Source organism: Agrobacterium pusense (assembly GCF_900102105.1).
Lineage (GTDB): Bacteria > Pseudomonadota > Alphaproteobacteria > Rhizobiales > Rhizobiaceae > Agrobacterium > Agrobacterium pusense.
This window is the reverse complement of sequence record NZ_FNBB01000007.1, coordinates 101,229-117,868: the sequence shown is the minus strand read 5'-3', so window position 1 is coordinate 117,868 and position 16,640 is coordinate 101,229. Positions and strand designations below refer to the sequence as shown.

Genomic DNA, 16,640 nt, shown 5'->3' with positions numbered 1-16,640 from the left:
CACATACGCCCGGCTTCATGCCGTTGGACCGCCTGCCTATGCAGGCGGACTGCCGCCATCATGCCAGCGGAACATATCCCTCCAAGAGAGAACAATCCCGCCACTTACCAAATCCCGAATGCTGGTGATCCAGCTTTCGGGCGAAATTACAACACTGTGCCGCAATAACAAAGCTTGTGCTTAGGCCTCGCAGCAACAGCAGTACCGTAGTGACACATTTAGGTGTTCGAAACAATTAATGCGGATTTGCGGTGGTGGCGAAGTGTCGGCTTTTTAACAGTTTTTAAACCTGAGTTTCACGCTGAACGCCTTGTTTCGCATAAGTTTAACATAAATTAACCATAGCAGAAGATTTTCAGCCGCGTCACGCCGTAATTTAAGCCGATAGCACGGGTTAGGATGCCTGAATACGACACAGATGTGACACGAAACAGGAAACGGCAAGACAGGAATTTGAGACATGGCAGCAGTCAGTATCGCTTTCGAAGCGCCCGATAATTGCGGCGGCGCGCCGGTCACTGGAAAAAAGCCTATCGATTTCGATCATCTGGCCCGTCAGACGATGGGCGACAAGAATCTTGAGATCGAGGTGCTGCAACTGTTCAGCCGCAATGCGCGCGCCGCGCTGCACGAAATGGCGGGCGCCGGCGACACGGGCGTGAAGGCGACAGCGCACCGTTTGAAGGGCGCAGCACAGGCTGTCGGCGCCTTTGATGTTTCTGTGGCTGCCGCCGCCGTGGAGGCTGGTGGCAATGACAGCGTCGCGATTGCAAAGCTTGCGGCCGCCATTGTCGAGGCGGAAAATTTCATCCTGAAACTTTGCCGCTGAGGCGTAATTCATCAAAATTGCGGTTTCGCAAGGCCGGTTGAGGCCCTGGGCGCCCTCCAAGCGGGTTGCCAAGGCGAACCGGCCTTTCTATGTGTTTAGAACAGTTCTTAGATCACATTCTGGATTTCGGCATGACAAAACTGACGATCGTTGCCTTTGACGGCACGCCCCATGAACTCGACGTGAGCAACGGTTCCACCGTGATGGAGAATGCCGTGCGCAACTCCATCCCCGGCATCGACGCGGAATGTGGCGGTGCCTGCGCCTGCGCCACCTGTCATGTCTATGTCGACGACGCCTGGTCGGAGCGCGTTGGCGGGCCGGAGCCGATGGAAGAAGACATGCTGGATTTCGCTTTCGACGTGCGGCCGACTTCGCGTCTTTCCTGTCAGATCAAGATGAGCGACGACCTTGACGGTCTCGTCGTTCACGTTCCTGAGCGCCAGGGCTGAGACGAAACGGCTTTGCGGCAGAAAAAGCCCCGCTCACCAAGGTAGCGGGGAGCGGGGCGAGGCGGGTACGCAGCATGCAGGCGAGGGAGGAAACACCTGCGAGCCCTCAAGTGCGCACCGGGAGAACCGGAGGCGGCTGCGACCATCAAAGCTTTTGAGACAGGATGGTCCGAAACCGTACGTAGAACGTACAATGAGTCTCACCGGACGCACCATCACCAGAAGTCACGGGTGAGATCGGACATCACGTTACGTCATGTCGGCCAATCATTCAGCTTTGTCGGAAGAAAGGCGCGGATCTCTCAGCGGCGGCTCTGTCCCTGTTCGAGCCGGTTTTTCAGGAGCCGTGTCATGCGGGCATCGAAATTTCGCGATTCCACCACGTCGAACCGCATCTGGTCCCTGTCGTGCTCGTCCATCACCGTCTGGGTGATCTTGCCAACCATTTCCTGCAGCGTTTCACAGTTTTTCTGGGGGCGAAGCGCGGTCAACTGCCTTTCGAGCGAACGGGCGTGAGTGCGGGCGATTTCGGCGTGCCGTTCCTCGTGGCGCTTGATATCGGCAAGCAGCGTATCCCAGATGAAGGCCAGTTCCGCCGTGGTGCGGCGGCGGTTTTTCCATTGCGGCAGGAGAATCCGGGTATTCAGCACCACTTTGGCGGTTCCGACGCTGCAAAGGCCGTTTTTCTCAACATAGGTGAGTTCGCCACCGAATTTGATTTCGGTCGCGCCCGGATGGCGCGCGCCGGTATTGCGGGTCAGCGGGCCGTGCCTGGAAAGCTGCTGGTCGAGGTCGGCGGCGGTTTTGCCGCTGATCGAAAAATAGGAATAGGTCTTGCGGACGATGGTTTCGGAAAAAGCCGGTCCGGGGATGGAAAGTGCGACTGCGACCGCCAAAGCGGCGCAAAGAGCACGTGATGATTTGGTCATGACCCGGCCTTCCGGTTGAACTTGAAAAACGTTTGCTGCATAGGCGGAGCGGAACTTATAAGAATTGGCATAACACTCCGTTATTCCGAAAGGCACGTGTTACGTGATAACAGCCGGCAGCAACGCGTGGCAAGCGGCCCATGGCCGCTCCCTGAAACTTGATGGGCGTGGCCGTATTATGGCCATCGTCAACGCAACGCCCGATTCCTTTTCGGATGGCGGCCGTTATCTCGCCGTCGATGCGGCTTTTTCCCATGCGCTGACCTGCGTGGAAGAAGGAGCCGACATCATCGATATCGGCGGCGAGTCCACCAGGCCCGGGGCTGGCGCGGTAACGGAAGCCGAGGAGCAGGATCGGGTGCTGCCCGTCATCGAGAAATTGCGCCGCGAGACGGATGTATTGATTTCCGTCGATACCTATCGCGCTTCGACGGCTCGGCTCGCCATCGCGGCAGGGGCGCATATCGTCAATGACGTTTTCGGTTTGCAGAAAGACGCCGAAATGGCGGGCGTGGTCGGCGCTACCCGCGCGGGCGTCTGCATCATGCATACCGGCCGTGACCGGCAGAAGCTCGCCGATGTCATCGCCGATCAGTTCGAATTCCTCAATCATTCGCTCGAGATCGCCGAGGACGCGGGTGTTGCCCGCGATGCCGTCGTGCTGGATCCCGGTTTTGGTTTTGCCAAGGATGAGCGGGAAAATGTTGAGCTGATGGCCCGTTTCAGCGAGCTTGCCGCCTTTGGCCTGCCGGTTCTTGCCGGCACGTCGCGCAAGCGTTTTATCGGGTCGCTGACGGGCCGGGATGCGGCCGATGAACGCGATATCGGAACGGCTGCGACGACGGCGATCCTGAGGCTTGCCGGCGCTTCGATTTTTCGTGTGCACAATGTCGCCGCGACGCGTGATGCATTGGCAATCGCCGATGCGGTTCTTGCCAAAGCGTCGGCAAAGGCCGATGCCTAGATCAATGAGTGCCGGAATGTCATGTCCCGAGGAGGGTGCGGCTTTCCGGCGAAACAGTCCTGCCATGGAGGCGATGCGATGAGCCGCTATACCATCATCCTGAAAAACTGTTCCTTCTTTGCCCGTCATGGTCTTCTTGAACAGGAAGAGGTGTTGGGGCAGCGCTTTTTCGTCGATGCCGAGATGGAGGTCGAGGCGGGCGACGCGCTGGAAACCGACGATATTGAGAACACCGTCGATTATGGCGTGGCTTTCGCGGTCATCGAAAAGATCGTCGTCGGCCAGCGCCGGTATCTCATAGAGGCGCTTGCGAACGACATCGCCAAGGCGCTGCGTGCCCGTTATCCGCAAATCGTCTGGCTGCGCATCACGGTGCGCAAGCCCTCGGCGCCGGTTCCAGGTATTCTGGATTATGCACAGGTGAGCGTTGAACACCGAGCCTGAAACGATGACCGTCGCTGCCCTGGGTCTCGGCGGCAATATCGGCGACGCGGCCGCCGCCATGGCCAGGGCACTGCGCGAACTCGATGCGCATGGCGATTGCCGCCTGATGGCCGTCTCCAACCTTTACCGCACACCTCCATGGGGCAAGACCGATCAGGCCGATTTTTTCAATTGCTGCGCTTTGGTCGAGACCGCGCTTCCGGCGCCCGCGCTGCTGGAACTGTGCCTCGATATCGAAAAAGGCATGAAACGGGTACGGACGGAACGCTGGGGCCCGCGCACCATCGATATCGATGTGCTGACCTTCGGGAACCAGTCTATCGTTACGGAAAGCATTGAAGTGCCGCATCCACGCATGACGGAGCGCGCTTTCGTGCTGATGCCGCTTGCTGATATAGCGCCTGATCTCCAGGTCAGGGGAAAGTCCGTCCGGGAATGGCTTCAGCAGGCGGACAAGAGCGGCATTGTCAGCGCAAACGAAAAGCGGGAGTGGTGGACACTCCCGCCTGGCAATGGCTGAAAAACTGTAGTCTTTACGGCTTGATCGAGCCGACAGCCAGCTGGTCGATATCGCGCGCCAGCGTGACGCCGATGACCGGTATCATCTGATCGGCGACCTTCACCGAGATGGTGATGTTCATCGAATTGTCGTTGGAGACGCGGGCAACCATTGCACCGTTGAGTTTGGCGCGGTTGATGCCGACGACGACCTTGTCGCCGCTGACCTGTCCGGAGGTGATGTCCAGACCCTTGCCGGCCGCGCCATCAAGGAACCTGCCTTCGTAGCTGTTGCCCTTCTGGCTGATGACGGCGGACATGGGCTGGCTGAAGACGCCGACGCGGCAGGTGCCGCCGAGCTTTATGCCGGTCTGCTTGTCGTCAAGCGGTTCGCCCGTCAGGTCGCAGGTGAATTTCGTGCCCTTGTATTTGCCGGCGACGATTTCGCCCGGACCCTTCCAGACGCCGGCAACGGAGCGGAAAAACACGTCGTCGCGATCGCGTGATGCGGCATGCACGTCAGACATGCCGAAACCGCCGCTGACGGACAATATGGCGGCAAGTCCGCCCACAAGCGAAAAGAAGCGCGAATACATGATACTTTCCCCGGCGAAGAAGCCTGTTCGATAGGCTGCAATCTACCGGCGGAATGGTTAATGCTTGGTTTATTTCACTCTCATTTGCGGCGTCATCCGTAACCTTTTGAACCGCTCAAAGTCGAGCAATCAGGCTTTCTCGCCGCTTTTTCCACTGCTTAAATCGGGCGTGAGGTCGGACATGAAATCGCCGATTCCCGGCCGTTTCACAGCCCTGAACGGCAGCGGGCGGCAAAGATCCATTGCGGCAATGCCGATTCGCGCCGTCATCAGGCCGTTGATGACGCCTTCGCCGAGACGTGCGGAGAGTTTCGAAGCAAGGCCGTGTCCGAGAACCTGTTGAGCGAGCCCGTCACCGACGGCGATCGAGCCCGTGACGGCGAGATGGGCGACAACATCGCGCAGGAGTTTCAGCATGCCGAGCGTGCCGGGACGGCCGCCGTAAAGCTCTGCCATGGCGCGCACCAGCCGCGTCACTTCGAACAGCACATAAGCGAGATCGACGACGGCGCGTGGACTGACGGCAGTGACAACCGAGACTCGTTTCGAGGAATTGAGAATCAGCGCCCGCGCCTGTCGGTCGAGCGGCACCAGCAGTTCACGTTCGGCAAGCTCGATCAGATGCGGGCCGTCGATGACATCGCTTTCCGTTTCCTTCAGCGCCGCGCGCCCCTTGGCCGTTTCCGCCCGATGGGAAAGGACGGCATTCAGGCGGGTGACGATGGCGCGGGCGGGTTTCGGGCTCTTGTCAAGGCTTGCCGTCTCGGCATCCGCCTTGAGAGATTGTACGGCATTGAGCCGCATGATGCCGAAGACTTCGCGGCCGACGAGGGCGAGAACCGCAAAAAGCGCCACGATGAGGGCGATCGTTGCCGTGTAGCCCAGCCAGTCGGAGCGGGAAAACAGATTGCGGATGAGCTGATCCGCCCAGAGCCCGAAGGCAAGCGAGAACAGGACACCCAAAGCACCCAGCGCCAGCTTGCCGAAGGAGAAGCGGCTTTTCTTCGGTATCGCCACGGGCAGAGCGGCAGCGTCTATGTCCTCAGGTGCCAGAAACGGATCGTCTTCATCTGGCGTCAAAGATATCTCCGCATCGAAACTGCGCGGCGCTCGCTTCTGCGTGGCGGACGGTCGTGCCGTCTCTTCCGTCTCGAGCGTGAAAGCGGCGGGGCGGCGCGTCTGCGGATCGTTTTGTGTGGGAGCTTTCATGCGAGCTTGTCTCCGAACAGGAACTGCATGGCGCGGTCGAGCCTGATATGTGGAACGGAAAGCCGAATGCCGCCGCTGCCCGGCTCGTCAATGTTGGGCGGTCGAAAACGCACGACATTGACATCAGGTAGTGTCGCCTTGTCGCCATCCCGGTCTATGCTGCGGAACAATGGCTCCGGATCGTCAGGCAGGTCGCCCGGAAAGATCGCTGTCTTGCGATTGCCGTCAAATGTCTCGCCATTGATGGTTTCGCCGGTCATCGGCGTGCCCACGATGACGGGCAGTTCGTGGCCATCCTGTCGAACGCTTGCCTCTCTCGTGGCGCGAACCGAAGCCAGCGCCATGACTTCGATACCGGCGCCATTCATTCCGATGGTGGTGATGGCGCGGTCGACCAGACGCCGGGTCAGGCGCTCCAGCCGGTCATGGCTTTCGTGATGCAGATGATCGGCCTTCGTAGCCGCAATCAGCACCTTGTCGATGCGACGGCCGATCAGCGACGACAGCAGGCTGTTGGTGCCGGGGCGGAAACAGGCGAGAACATCGCCCAGCGCCCGCTCCAGATCCTGAACGGCTTCCGGACCGCGATTGACGGCCTGCAGCGTGTCGATCAGGACGATCTGCCGGTCGAGGCGGGCGAAATGCTCGCGGAAGAAAGGTTTGACGACGATCGACTTGTAGGCGTCGTAGCGCCGCTCCATCATGGCGCGCAGGGAGCCTTTCGGCGCTTTTTCGTCCGTCAGGCCGGGAAGCGGCGCAAAGGTCAGCGCGGGCGACCCTTCCAGATCGCCGGGCATCAGGAAGCGGCCGGGCGGCAGGGTGGACAGCGATCTCTCGTCGGACTTGCAGGCCTTGAGATAGGCCGCGAAGCTTTCAGCCAAGCGTCGGGCCGTCATTTCGTCGGCGGGCGCGTTGATATCGAGCGAAGAGGCGATGGCCAGCCATTCCTGTGCCAGCTCGGCGCGGACCCCGCTTCCGGCCAGCGAGACTGTGGTATCGCTGAATTGCCTGTAATCCTGCGACAGAAGCGGCAGGTCGAGCAGCCATTCGCCGGGGTAATCGACGATATCGATAGAGAGCTTGCCGGCCGAGAACCAGCGGCCCCAGCCGCTGGCGCTCTGGTAATCCAGCGTGATCCTGAGTTCTGAGATCGCCCGCGTCGAATCCGGCCAAAGCCGGTCGCGCACCAGTGCCTGGATGTGATCTTCATATTGGAAACGGGGAATGGCGTCGTCCGGCTGCGGCTCCAGCCGCACGTTAGAAACGCGTCCGGAGCGCATGGCCTCAAACAGCGGCAGCCGCCCGCCGTTGAGAAGATTGTGGACCAGCGAAGAGATGAAAACCGTCTTGCCCGCCCGCGAAAGGCCGGTGACACCAAGCCGCAATGTGGGGTGAGTGAGGTTACTCGCGCGGTCGGCCAGATTATCGAACGCAATGAGCGCACTGTCTGTCAGGGACGTAAGAGAAGGCGGCAATGGCAATTTCCCGGCTGCGTTAAACGGTCACGGCTGCAATATAGGAAGATACGGTTGCCCAAAAAAGAAGCGCGCCAGCGGATTTTCAGCGCGCCTTCTTTCCGCAATTCATCGCGCGCCGAAGCGATTATTTGCCCGGTGCGAGGAAATCGATCAGCCGCCAGCGGTCTCTGCCGTTGCTGGCACCGCCGTCGTGATCCAGAACCGCGAGGCCCGATGTCGGAAAACCCGAGGGCAGGGCTGCATGCAGCAGGTCCTCGCCTATCATCGCTTCCAGCGTTGCCTCCATGGTGGGGTTATGGCCCACCAGCATCACTGACTGCGCCTCCGTCTGAGCGGCGACAAGGGAGAGATAGGTTTCGCTGCGCGCATTATACATCTCATCGACATAGAAGATGTCTATGCCTTCATTGAAGGCCCTTTGCCAGGCCTCCGTTGTCTGCCGGCAGCGAACGGCCGTGGAAGACAGGAGGACTTCGGGCCGGTAGCGGCGGTCGGCGGCGAGGTCGGCAATGACCTCCGCCTCGGCAAAGCCGGCCTCGTTCAATCCCCGGTCGAAATCCCGTTCTCCCGGCGCCGCCCAGGCGGCCTTGGCGTGGCGCAGAAGATAAACTCGGCTCGGGGAAGATGCTGTCAAGGGCGGGGACCGGCGTTCGAATGTCAGGGCACGGGCGGAATGCTACAGGATTGGGTTGCAGGACCGCAAGTCCTCTTTCCTGTTGGTAAGTCGCATTGAAGTGATTGAAGAAGAGATCGCTTCAATACGAATAAAGAATAAAAATTAGTCATTTAGATGATTTTTGTGTCAGTTTTAAAAATGCCCGAAAACTGATCTGTAGACTTGAACCGGCCACTATCATTGGAGTATACACCGCCGCATTGAGATGTTCTTCGAGGAGAATCGCGTTGAGTGAGAAGATCGATCTTAGCAAATATGTGCTCTCGGAAGACGATGAGTTCATGAATGCCAGCCAGCGCGCCTACTTTCGCGCGAAGCTCATAGCCTGGAAAAACGATATCCTGAGAGAAGCGCGCGAGACGCTCGGACATCTCGCCGAAGAAAGCGCCAACCATCCCGATCTTGCGGATCGGGCCTCTTCCGAAACAGACCGGGCGATCGAGCTTCGCGCCCGCGACCGTCAGCGCAAGCTGATATCGAAGATCGATGCAGCCCTTCAGCGGATCGAAGACGGCACTTACGGTTATTGCGAGGAAACAGGCGAGCCCATCGGCCTCAAGCGTCTGGACGCGCGCCCGATTGCGACCCTCTCCATCGAAGCGCAGGAGCGCCACGAGCGTCGCGAAAAAGTCTACCGCGACGAATAAGGCTAAGCCGCGTCAGACCGGTGACGCTATAAAAGAACAAGGGCACGGAAACGCTTCCGTGCCCTTTTTTATGCAATAGCCTCTGCTGGGTAAATTCGTCCCTTCAGCGGTCGCGGGTCACCGAAAGCTCACCGAAGATGCGTGCCATTTCCTTCTGGACGTCACCATCCGGTGATGCGCCGGTGACTGGTGGCGTGGCCGGCTGCGGTTTTGCCTGCTTTTCCGCTACGGGGAAAGTGGCCGGGTCACTATCGGCTTCCTTGCTTTTGGCGATCTCGGCTTCGAGGAAGCTCTCGAAATCGCTGGCCAGCTCGTCTGAAAATTTCGGCTCGGTGTCATTGGCGGCGACAGCCGGATTCTCAGGCTTGGGTGGGAACGGGACAGACGGTGCGCTCGCCGCCGGGCTCATACCGGGAAGAACCCGCTCCCGCGCAGCGTCGAGAAAATCGGCTGCGATGGATTGATTGATCACCGGCTCGCGCGCAGCGAAAACGGGCGGCGCAACGTCCGCAGGCCCGCCCTCTGCCGTCTTTGCCTCTATAGGTCCCTGGGCCGGGATCGGCGGCGCAACCGGTGCGGGGGCGGGTGCCGAGGGTTCGGCCCGCTTAAACTCCGGCCGCTCCGGGGCGATGGGGAGTGACGCGGCGGCGACGGGCAGAACGGTCGCGCCGGCGGCGGCTACGGTCACCGGTATTGGCGGCGGGGCAGGACGGGCCGCCTCCCGCTCGGAAGGTGCAGGTCTTGCCGGCGCGGCGGATTCACGCGCCGTCGGAGGCGGGGACGCAGGCGGCGGTGGCGTTGCCGGGCGCGGCGACGGTGGTGCTGCCGCTGCTGTCGGCGCGGGACGTTGGGCTTGAGCGGGCGGTTCCGGCCGTTGTGGCTGCTTCACCGGCTCCTCCGCCATCGGAGCGGGCGCAGGGGCTTGAGACGGTTGCTGCTGCGGCAGCACGGCGCGGCGTTCCGGTGAGATGGAAGGCTCGGTCCTTTTCGGCTCGCTTTCCTGACGCGGGAGCGCCTTGAGTTCCGGCTCCTGCACATCCCTGACGATCGGGATCGCGCCTATGCCGCTCTCGATGACGATATCGGTTGGGCCGCCGATCATGACCAGATGCTCGACATTGTCGCGCCGCACCAGCACGAGGCGACGGCGCGCATCGACGGCTGTGGCGTCAAGCACCTGCAAACGTGGCTGCCGGTTGCGGCCGCCGCGGATAAAGGGCGCCGAACCGCTTCGTCTGCGCAGGATCCACAGAGCAATCGCCAGAACGAGGAGGGCCACACCCACACCGACGACGGCGACGATGAGACGGTTTCCATAGGTGCCGATAAAATCTTCCATCATGGAGATCATCCCTTCAGATTTTTGGCTTTTTAATTTCTTGGGCAATTAATATTGCCGTGGTTCTTATAATGTGAACATCAAGCACGAAAAGACGATTTTTTTAGGCGCAACACAAGGTTTATTCATTTCAGCAAGGGCATCGCCTTATCGATGGCAACGGCGCCACCAAAGCGCCACATCTCGTCCTTCAATGCTGGGCGAGAGCGAAAGTTGCAATTCGTCCAATAGAAGGGAGCGCTTGCCATGTTTCGATCCCGTCTCGTCGGACCCGTACTGAGGCGCTGCACTGCCGCCCTGTTGATTTCCTGTTCGGCAGCGGCGGATGATAAGGCCCCAGGCAAGGTTTTCACGATGGATGAGTTCGTTCGGGACAACCCATCGTGTGTGGACTTTACCGATGGATGTTCGGTCTGCACCATCAGTGACGGCAGGATTGAGTGCTCCGCACCGCGGATCCAATGCCAGGTGAGGGAACTCACCTGCACGCGCCATTAGTCTTTTGAGGCTGATATGCGGCTTTGAAGCCGTTTTCGCTGTGCGTTTTAAGCCTTTGTGTCGCTGCGGAGCTTTTTGAGGGTCGAGCGAGTTGCTACAAGAAATTCTGCTGCCCGATTCCGTCTGGAGTGCGGGACTGTTCGAATGACGACCTGCACGACTGCGAGGCCAAGATGACACGGGTGCGCGAGACAAGCGACAACGACCTTCCGCTGGTGGACAGGCGTGCCCGTTCCGGCACGGTGTTGCGCATTCTGCTGCTGGCGCTGGTGCTGATCGCCGCTGCCGCCGCCTTTGTCTATTTCAAGGATTCTCTCGAAAACGAAATCGTGCTCGGCATTCTTGGTGTGCTGGCCATGATGGGCATTTTCTTTCTGGTGTCGTCGATCATCGGTTTCATTGAGGTGATGCCGCAATCGCAATCGGATGGGCTTGCACGCCGGTTTCTCTCTGCCCACCCCGATGGTACGCTGATAACAGATGCCAAGGGGCATATGGTTTATGCCAACGCCACCTATTGCAGGATGAGCGGCACCACCAAGGCGAGCGATATCCAGAGTCTTGAAACATTGCTGTCGCGCAGCCGGGAAGCGACGGAGGCTCTTTACCGTCTCATCAACATGCTGCGCGAAGGCCGCGACGGCTACGAAGAATTTCGCCTGCTGAAACCGCTGGGCGAGGATTCCAATGCGGGGCCACACTGGTACAGGCTGAAGGGCAGGGTGCTGAAGGATTCGGGCGGCGAGGGGCTGCATGTCTTCCAGATTGCCGATATCACGCCAGAGCGCGAAGATCAGGAGCGCTTTTTCCGCGAATTGCAGAATGCCATCGATTACCTCGACCACGCGCCGGCCGGTTTCTTTTCCGCCGGTCGCAAGGGTGAGATCGTTTATCTGAACGCCACTCTGTCGGAATGGCTCGGCATCGATCTCGCACAGTTTTCGCCAGGCTCGATGACGGTCTCGGACATCGTCGCCGGCGAGGGCATGGCGCTGATCGAATCCGTCCAGCCCCAGGGTTCAGCAAAGCGCACCGAAATCCTCGATCTCGACATGCGCCGGGTGAACGGCCAGAGCATGCCGGCCCGCCTCGTCCACCAGGTCACCGCAAAGGACGGCGCGCCGGGTGAGAGCCGTACCATCGTCCTGATGCGGCCCAAGGGGCAGGAGGATACCGAATCTTCCTCCGCCATGCGCTTCACGCGCTTTTTCAACAATACGCCGATGGCGATTGCCTCGCTTGACGGCGATGGACGCATCCTGCGCATCAATGCGCCTTTCCTCAAGCTGTTCTCCGGCGTTGTCGGGCGCGACGATATTGATCGCGGCGTGGCACTCGAGACAGTCCTTCACGACAATGAAAAGCCGCGCCTTGAACAGGCGCTCGCCGAGGCCAAGGACCGTCAGGGCGATATCGCGCCCTTCGATTCCCGCCATCCGAGCGACGAGACGAGGCATTTCCGTTTCTACGTCAATGCCGTCATCGACCAGGACGACGAGGCGCCGGAAGAGGTGGCAATCGTCTATGCGATAGAGGTGACCGAGCAGAAGGCGCTCGAAACCCAGATGGCGCAGACGCAGAAGATGAACGCGGTGGGCACGCTCGCAGGCGGCATCGCCCACGATTTCAACAACGTGTTGACCGCCATCCTGCTGTCGTCCGACCATCTGCTCTTGCAGGCGCGTCCGGCCGATCCGAGCTTCGCCGATCTGATGGAGATCAAGCGAAACGCCAACCGCGCCGCCGTACTGGTGCGCCAGCTTCTGGCATTCTCGCGCAAGCAGACCATGCGCCCGGCAATCCTCAACCTGACGGATGTGATCGGCGATCTGCGCATGCTGGTGGACAGGCTGATTTCCGGCACCAATGTCAAGCTGGAGGTCGATTATGGCCGGGACCTGTGGCCGGTGAAAACAGACCTGTCGCAGTTCGAGCAGGTGCTCATCAATCTCTGCGTCAATGCACGCGACGCCATGCCCGATGGCGGCAAGATCACTATCAGGACACGCAACGTCGACGCAGAAGAGATCGCCGCGCTCGGCCGTCCCGAATTCCCGGCCGAGGACATGGTGATGGTGGAAGTTGCCGATAACGGCACGGGCATCCCGCCGGAGATCATGGACAAGATTTTCGAACCGTTCTTCACCACCAAGGAAGTGGGCAAGGGCACGGGCCTCGGGCTGTCGATGGTCTACGGCATCGTCAAACAGTCCGGCGGCTATATTTATCCCGAATCGGAAGTGGGTAAGGGAACGGCCTTCCGCATCTACCTGCCGCGCCACATGGTGGAGGCGGTTCCCGGCACTGGACAGCAGCTAGGCGAGGCGGCGCTTGCGCCGGTCGCCGCGGCCGAGCCGGTGAAGGAGGAGCCGCTGGACCTGACAGGCAAATCCGCCGTCGTGCTGCTGGTGGAGGACGAAGAGGCGGTGCGGCGTGGCGGCAAGCGCATGCTGGAAACGCGCGGCTACACCGTGCACGAGGCAGGCTCCGGCACAGAGGCGCTGGAGGTGATGGAGGAACTGGAAGGCAAGGTCGATATCGTCGTTTCCGACGTCGTGATGCCTGAGATGGACGGCCCGTCGCTGCTGAGAGAGCTGCGCAAATCCTATCCAGACCTGAAATTCATCTTCGTTTCAGGTTATGCCGAGGACGCCTTCGCGAAAAACCTGCCGGCTGATGCCAAGTTCGGTTTCCTGCCCAAACCCTTCTCGTTGAAGCAGCTTGCCATCGCCGTGCGCGAAATGCTCGACGACAAGGAGTGAGACCGGCGCCGTCGAACCGAATTCGGCGGTGCCGTCGCCTGTCGCAGCCGTCCGCATTTGGCGCGAAGGCGCGCCCGTGCGGGCGAGGTATGTCTTCTCGGACTTCGGTTACCTCTCATATCCCGCACTTTTCGCGAGGTTTGCCTCTTCGCAAACGCAATAGTGATTGCACCGTCGCGCAAGGGGCTTAAAATCGCTTCTTAACGACCTAAATATGGAGAGGCGAAGTTCTCCCTCCTGGCAATCAGCTGTCGGTTTGAGAACAGTTTGGAGAATGATGAAAGATGATCGCTAAGCCGATCTACATGCAGGGCGAGGGCGAAGGGGAAGACGGGGGCGGTACCAACCGTGGAACGTCTGTTATCACCCGCGTTAAGCCGAAGACGAAAAGACCGAATTTGTACCGTGTTCTTTTACTGAATGACGACTACACTCCCATGGAATTCGTCATTCACATTCTGGAACGGTTTTTCCAGAAAGATCGTGAAGCGGCAACCCGCATCATGCTGCACGTGCACCAGCACGGCGTAGGCGAATGCGGGGTGTTTACATATGAGGTCGCAGAGACGAAAGTAAGCCAGGTCATGGATTTCGCCCGACAGCACCAGCATCCGCTGCAGTGCGTCATGGAAAAGAAATGAGGATCGCAACGTGCCAACTTTTTCCCCGAGTCTCGAGAAGGCGCTGCACCAGGCACTGACCTTTGCAAATGAGCGTCACCACGAATATGCGACGCTCGAACATCTCCTTCTGGCGCTGATCGACGACGCGGATGCCGCAGCCGTCATGGGCGCCTGCAACGTCGATCTCGATGCCCTTCGCAAGACTGTCAGCGATTACGTCGACAATGAATTGACCAACCTCGTCACCGGTTACGACGAGGATTCCAAACCCACATCCGGCTTCCAGCGCGTCATTCAGCGCGCCGTGATCCATGTTCAGTCATCCGGCCGCGAGGAAGTGACCGGCGCAAACGTGCTTGTGGCGATTTTCGCCGAGCGCGAGAGCCATGCTGCCTATTTCCTGCAGGAACAGGAAATGACCCGTTACGATGCGGTCAACTACATCTCTCACGGTATCGGCAAGCGCCCCGGCACGTCCCAGACGCGCACGCCGCGTGGCGCTGACGAACCGGAAAGCGAAAACAAGCCGAACCGCAGCAATCCCGAGGAGGACGGATCGTCCGCCAAGAAGCAGCAGGATGCTTTGAAGGCCTACTGCGTCAACCTCAATGAAAAGGCGAAAAACGGTAAGATCGACCCGTTGATCGGCCGTCACGACGAGGTCAACCGCACCATCCAGATCCTCTGCCGCCGCTCCAAGAACAACCCGCTTTATGTGGGCGATCCGGGCGTCGGCAAGACGGCGATTGCCGAAGGGCTTGCCAAGCGGATCGTGGAAGGCAAAGTGCCGGAGGCGCTCGCCAATGACACGATCTTTTCGCTCGACATGGGCACGCTGCTGGCGGGCACCCGTTATCGCGGTGATTTCGAAGAGCGTCTGAAGCAGGTCGTCAAGGAACTCGAAGAGTACCCGGGCGCGGTCCTGTTCATCGATGAAATCCACACCGTCATCGGTGCGGGCGCGACCTCCGGCGGCGCGATGGATGCGTCTAACCTGCTGAAGCCTGCGCTTTCGTCGGGTGCAATCCGCTGCATCGGTTCGACCACCTACAAGGAATATCGCCAGTTCTTCGAGAAGGATCGTGCGCTCGTGCGTCGTTTCCAGAAAATCGATGTCAATGAGCCGTCGATTGATGACGCCATCGCGATCATGAAGGGCCTGAAGCCCTATTTCGAGGATTACCATCACCTCAGATATTCCAATGAGGCGATCAAGGCTGCCGTTGAACTGTCGGCCCGCTATATCTCGGACCGCAAGTTGCCGGACAAGGCGATCGACGTGATTGACGAAACCGGTGCAGCGCAGATGCTGCTGCCCGTTTCCAAGCGTCGCAAGCTGATCACCGAACGGGAAATCGAGGCCACCATCGCGACGATGGCTCGTATTCCCGCGAAGACGGTGTCCAAGGATGACGAGATGGTTCTCGCCAACCTCGAAAAGGAACTGCGCTCCGTCGTTTATGGTCAGGACATCGCCATCGAGGCGCTTGCCACGGCCATCAAGCTGGCCCGTGCCGGTCTGCGCGAACCGAACAAGCCGATTGGCTCCTATGTCTTCTCGGGCCCGACAGGCGTGGGCAAGACGGAAGTGGCCAAGCAGCTTGCCGCCTCGCTCGGCGTCGAGATGCTGCGCTTCGACATGTCGGAGTACATGGAACGTCATACCGTGTCGCGCCTGCTTGGTGCGCCTCCCGGCTATGTCGGCTTCGATCAGGGTGGTCTCCTGACCGATGGCGTCGATCAGCATCCGCATTCCGTGGTGCTGCTGGACGAAATCGAAAAGGCGCATCCTGACATCTACAACATCCTGTTGCAGGTGATGGACCACGGCTCGTTGACCGACCATAACGGCAAGAAGATCGACTTCCGCAACGTCATCCTTATCATGACGACGAATGCGGGTGCGTCCGAAATGGCGAAATCCGCCATCGGTTTCGGTTCTTCGCGCCGCACTGGTGAAGATGAAGAGGCGATCAACCGCCTGTTCACGCCGGAGTTCCGCAACCGTCTGGATGCGATCATTCCGTTCTCGCCGCTGCCGACCGCCGTTATCCACAAGGTCGTGCAGAAGTTCGTCATGCAGCTGGAAACCCAGCTCTCCGAGCGCAACGTCACCTTCGATCTGCATGAAGATGCGATCTCCTGGCTGGCGGAGAAGGGTTACGACGAGAAGATGGGCGCTCGGCCTCTGTCTCGTGTGATTCAGGAGAACATCAAGAAGCCGCTCGCCAATGAAATTCTCTTTGGCAAGCTGAAGAAGGGCGGCGTCGTCAGCGTCACCGTCGGCAAGAAGGATGACGGTGCCGATGGCCTCATACTCGAGGTTCTGCCGGAGACCGCACCCGTCAAGCCGCAGCCGGAAGCCGAACTCAAGGCGGCGAAGTCCCCGGGCAAGGCAAAGGCGAAAACATCTTCCAAGGCTGCTAAAGCGAAGGAAGAGGCGGATGTCCTCGTCGCCGAAGCTGACAAGTCCGACGATGCCGAAAAGCCGCGGCGCAAGGCCAACGCCGTACCGAAGGTACCGAAGAAGAAGTGACCGCGGTCTTTGATCGATAAACAGATGCCGGGCGAAAGCCCGGCATTTTTATGCATGAAGCGTGCCGCTCTTTAATGGAATCGGCGGCAAGTCTTCATTTCTCCGTCTGTATGACGTTGCCGCGATGCCACGGCATTTCAGACGACATGCACGAGTGGGT

At 59.7% G+C, this 16,640-nt stretch carries 15 protein-coding genes; 9 read left to right on the top strand and 6 right to left on the bottom strand.

From position 1 onward, the window contains the following. The first annotated feature begins 460 nt into the window (after positions 1–460). Positions 461–829: an Hpt domain-containing protein gene (locus BLU28_RS16645; protein ID WP_035211905.1), complete on the top strand. Its 369-nt coding sequence runs from the start codon at positions 461–463 to the stop codon at positions 827–829. A gap of 131 nt (positions 830–960) precedes the next feature. Further along, positions 961–1,281, top strand: coding sequence for a 2Fe-2S iron-sulfur cluster-binding protein (locus tag BLU28_RS16640; protein WP_006697584.1), 321 nt, complete (start codon positions 961–963; stop codon positions 1,279–1,281). A 302-nt stretch (positions 1,282–1,583) separates the two neighbouring features. On the opposite strand, the gene BLU28_RS16635 is transcribed toward BLU28_RS16640, so the two are convergent. Beyond that, positions 1,584–2,210 (bottom strand): DUF922 domain-containing Zn-dependent protease, encoded by a 627-nt coding sequence (locus BLU28_RS16635; protein WP_004441483.1) that lies wholly within the window; start codon positions 2,208–2,210, stop codon positions 1,584–1,586. Between the two features lie 178 nt (positions 2,211–2,388). On the opposite strand from BLU28_RS16635, the gene folP reads away from it, so the two are divergent. The 3 genes from folP to folK all read left to right on the top strand — a co-directional run bounded on the left by folP (position 2,389) and on the right by folK (position 4,138). Beyond that, a complete protein-coding gene (gene folP, locus BLU28_RS16630; RefSeq protein WP_077987087.1) occupies positions 2,389–3,174 on the top strand; it encodes a dihydropteroate synthase in 786 nt (261 codons plus the stop codon). Between the two features lie 78 nt (positions 3,175–3,252). Further along, a complete protein-coding gene (gene folB / locus BLU28_RS16625) occupies positions 3,253–3,618 on the top strand; it encodes a dihydroneopterin aldolase (protein ID WP_003502532.1) in 366 nt (121 codons plus the stop codon). Between the two features lie 4 nt (positions 3,619–3,622). Further along, positions 3,623–4,138 (top strand): 2-amino-4-hydroxy-6-hydroxymethyldihydropteridine diphosphokinase, encoded by a 516-nt coding sequence (gene folK, locus BLU28_RS16620; RefSeq protein ID WP_004441490.1) that lies wholly within the window; start codon positions 3,623–3,625, stop codon positions 4,136–4,138. A gap of 13 nt (positions 4,139–4,151) precedes the next feature. On the opposite strand, the gene BLU28_RS16615 is transcribed toward folK, so the two are convergent. The 4 genes from BLU28_RS16615 to BLU28_RS16600 form a co-directional block, all read right to left on the bottom strand. Next, on the bottom strand, positions 4,152–4,712 hold the full coding sequence (locus tag BLU28_RS16615; protein WP_004441493.1) for a hypothetical protein: 561 nt from the start codon (positions 4,710–4,712) through the stop codon (positions 4,152–4,154). Between the two features lie 129 nt (positions 4,713–4,841). Then, positions 4,842–5,921: a YcjF family protein gene (locus tag BLU28_RS16610; RefSeq protein ID WP_004441496.1), complete on the bottom strand. Its 1,080-nt coding sequence runs from the start codon at positions 5,919–5,921 to the stop codon at positions 4,842–4,844. Continuing rightward, a complete protein-coding gene (locus tag BLU28_RS16605) occupies positions 5,918–7,396 on the bottom strand; it encodes a YcjX family GTP-binding protein (protein ID WP_004441498.1) in 1,479 nt (492 codons plus the stop codon). Before BLU28_RS16605 ends, BLU28_RS16610 begins: the two co-directional genes overlap by 4 nt. 127 nt (positions 7,397–7,523) lie before the next feature. Next, the gene (locus tag BLU28_RS16600) at positions 7,524–8,000 is read right to left on the bottom strand and encodes a SixA phosphatase family protein (protein WP_044458792.1); all 477 of its coding nucleotides are present in this window, start codon (positions 7,998–8,000) and stop codon (positions 7,524–7,526) included. A gap of 302 nt (positions 8,001–8,302) precedes the next feature. Between BLU28_RS16600 and dksA the strand changes: the two genes are divergently transcribed. Beyond that, a complete protein-coding gene (gene dksA / locus BLU28_RS16595) occupies positions 8,303–8,722 on the top strand; it encodes an RNA polymerase-binding protein DksA (RefSeq protein ID WP_004441503.1) in 420 nt (139 codons plus the stop codon). Positions 8,723–8,825: 103 nt separating this feature from the next. On the opposite strand, the gene BLU28_RS16590 is transcribed toward dksA, so the two are convergent. Further along, positions 8,826–10,073, bottom strand: coding sequence for a flagellar biosynthetic protein FliO (locus BLU28_RS16590; RefSeq protein ID WP_168247125.1), 1,248 nt, complete (start codon positions 10,071–10,073; stop codon positions 8,826–8,828). 659 nt (positions 10,074–10,732) lie between these two features. Here BLU28_RS16590 and cckA point away from each other — a divergent pair. The 3 genes from cckA to clpA all read left to right on the top strand — a co-directional run bounded on the left by cckA (position 10,733) and on the right by clpA (position 16,480). Continuing rightward, positions 10,733–13,321 carry a cell cycle histidine kinase CckA gene (gene cckA / locus BLU28_RS16580; protein WP_077987089.1) on the top strand — a complete coding sequence of 863 codons (2,589 nt, stop codon included), beginning with the start codon at positions 10,733–10,735 and terminating at the stop codon, positions 13,319–13,321. 284 nt (positions 13,322–13,605) lie between these two features. Continuing rightward, the gene (clpS, locus tag BLU28_RS16575; RefSeq protein ID WP_003502541.1) at positions 13,606–13,962 is read left to right on the top strand and encodes an ATP-dependent Clp protease adapter ClpS; all 357 of its coding nucleotides are present in this window, start codon (positions 13,606–13,608) and stop codon (positions 13,960–13,962) included. 10 nt (positions 13,963–13,972) lie between these two features. Beyond that, complete coding sequence (gene clpA / locus BLU28_RS16570; RefSeq protein WP_004441518.1) at positions 13,973–16,480, top strand: ATP-dependent Clp protease ATP-binding subunit ClpA; 2,508 nt, start codon at positions 13,973–13,975, stop codon at positions 16,478–16,480. Positions 16,481–16,640 lie beyond the last annotated feature (160 nt).